The 2306-nt window shown below is 49.0% G+C and carries 3 protein-coding genes; all 3 read right to left on the bottom strand.

Annotated elements, in window-relative coordinates; genetic code table 11:
* Nucleotides 1-596: glycoside hydrolase family 130 protein (locus ACWB0I_RS04405; RefSeq protein ID WP_479386824.1), on the bottom strand; the 596-nt coding region annotated here is incomplete at its 3' end.
* Between the two features lie 18 nt (nucleotides 597-614).
* The gene (locus tag ACWB0I_RS04400) at nucleotides 615-1865 is read right to left on the bottom strand and encodes a glycoside hydrolase family 130 protein (protein WP_479386823.1); all 1251 of its coding nucleotides are present in this window, start codon (nucleotides 1863-1865) and stop codon (nucleotides 615-617) included.
* A 9-nt stretch (nucleotides 1866-1874) separates the two neighbouring features.
* A partial coding sequence (locus ACWB0I_RS04395) for a carbohydrate ABC transporter permease (RefSeq protein ID WP_479386822.1) occupies nucleotides 1875-2306 on the bottom strand: 432 nt, incomplete at its 5' end.

Here is a 2306-nt window from a genome sequence, read left to right as displayed (position 1 = left end):
GGCGGCGTGGAAGCGCCGATTTTATCGCTGTCCCACCAGGGCTTGCGCGCGGCAATCAGGCGGCGGTAATTTCCCCAGTGCCGCAAATCCGGGCTGCGGCTGATCCACATATTACCCACGGTCGGAGAAATTAACGGCCGATCAATCCGCCAGTAGTAGCCATTGATCTTGCGCGGGAACAACACCGTGTCTTTATTAACAGGTTCAGAAATCAGATCCAGAATTTCGATGTGTTCAAAATCCTGCGTTCTGGCCAGAAGCACTACCGGTTCATTGGCAGAATATCCTGTGTAGCTCACATAATAGGCTTCATCAATTTTTGTGATGCGTGGGTCTTCCACGCCCCACTGCACATATTCGTACAATTGGCCATGCTGCTCCGGGGTCAAAAAGAATTTGTCTTCCATTTCAAAACGGATGCCGTCATTGCTCCAGGCCTTGACCAGCACCGAGAGCCCGGTCGGTAATTCCACACGACAGAGCAAAAGATAGCGGTCATTGAATTTAACCGCTCCGGCATTGAACAGACTATTGGCTTTAAAAGGCACATCCCTGGCCGTCAAAATAGGATTCTTCTCATATCGCACGATGCACATGTTCTTAAACTCCTCTTGCTACTCCATTTCTTTCAGGATTTCTGTAAGATTAAAGCGAGCCACACCCGAAGCAGAGTCTGACATGGCGTAAGGCACAATCAACTGGTTTCTGTGCAACATATAGCCACAGGTGTAAATCACATTAGGCACGTAGCCTTCCCGTTCGTCTTCGTCCGGACCGAGCAACGGTTCTTTGAGACGAGCAATGATTTTTCGTGGATTTTTCAGGTCCAGCAAGATAGCGCCCAACTGATATTTCCGCATGGGGCCCACGCCGTGCGTTACCAACAGCCAGCCGGCCTCTGTTTTGATCGGCGAACCGCAGTTCCCGATTTTCGTCAGTTCCCAGGGCATTTGCGGCTCCATTAGCAGCTCTGCTTTTTCCCAGTCGTACAGCGAATCGGAAAACATAATGTAAAGATTGGTGCCATCCTGCCGGGAGATCATGGCGTACTGCCCGTCGATCTTCTCCGGGAAAAGCGCCATGCCTTTGTCATTCACAGCCCGGCCCTGCAGGGCGTAGCTTCTGAAGGTGGTAAAATCGGTGGTTTCCAGCAGCTTGCTCTGAATCTGATGACCGTCGTAAGCGGTGTACGTTCCAAAATAAACGATTGCGCCTTCGTCTTCAAAACGCACCAGACGCAAATCTTCAATACCATTGATCTCGTCATCGGTTATTGGAAAAATAACGCGTTCGGCCAGTGGAATCTCTTCGTTAAATTTCATTTCAACAATCTGGTACGGTGAATCGTGATCCACAGTCACCCATTCTGGTCCGGTAGCAAAGGTAGATTCCGGCATTTTAAAAAAGAGTTCGCCTTTCTGGTTTATTTTGCCCTGAATAAATTCGATGCTGGAAATATGTCCTTCGCCCGTCGCGCGCAAACTCATCACAAAACGTTGATCTCCTTGCGGAGCGGGCGTTTCAAAAGGAACTATGGAAGGGTTGAACAGGGCCGCGGCTTCAATAGAATATTCTTTGGTAAAATAGCTGGCCAGGAGCAATCGATCCACAAGTCGTAGATGAAGCCCGGAAGGTAAATAACCTTCCAGCCGGTCATAAAAATTCAATAAAAATTTTTCTAGGTCGCGGTGCCGATCGGCAAAATGGGCCTCAATCTCCTGAAACAGTCGTTCGCGTTTTTCGGCCGACATTTGCATGACATGTTCGGCAATCCTTTGCACGTGGGGTTGTTCTATGTTGTAAGAAAGCGCAATCACACGCTTGAAATTGGGTTGCAATTTAAAATCCAATTTTTGTACCTGCACAATACACTCCTATCCTTTTAAACCAGATGTTGCCATGCTTTCGATAAAATAACGCTGGAAGAAGGCATAGACCAGAATGATGGGGATGGCCAGCAGTGTGGCCGCTGCCAGCATGGCCCCCAATCGGGCTTCGGCCCCGCCTCCAACGGCAAAAATGGTGACCAGCTGCGGCATGGTCATCAATTTTTCGTTGCGAATTACAATCAAGGGCCACAGCACATCGTTCCAGCTGGTCATAAAGGTAATGATGCCCACGGTAATGATGACCGGTTTGGAAATGGGCCAGATGATCTTAAACAAAATGGTAAAATCGTTGCAGCCGTCGATGCGCGCGGCATCGATTAAATCCTGCGGTATGTCCAGAAAAAACTGCCGGAACAACAAAATGGAAAACGCCGTAATCATGCCCGGCACAATCAGCGATAGGTAGGTATCGACCCA

The sequence above is a fragment of the Caldithrix sp. genome, assembly GCF_056497305.1.
Note: the sequence above shows the minus strand (reverse complement) of the source record. Positions and strands in the feature narration are given on the sequence as shown.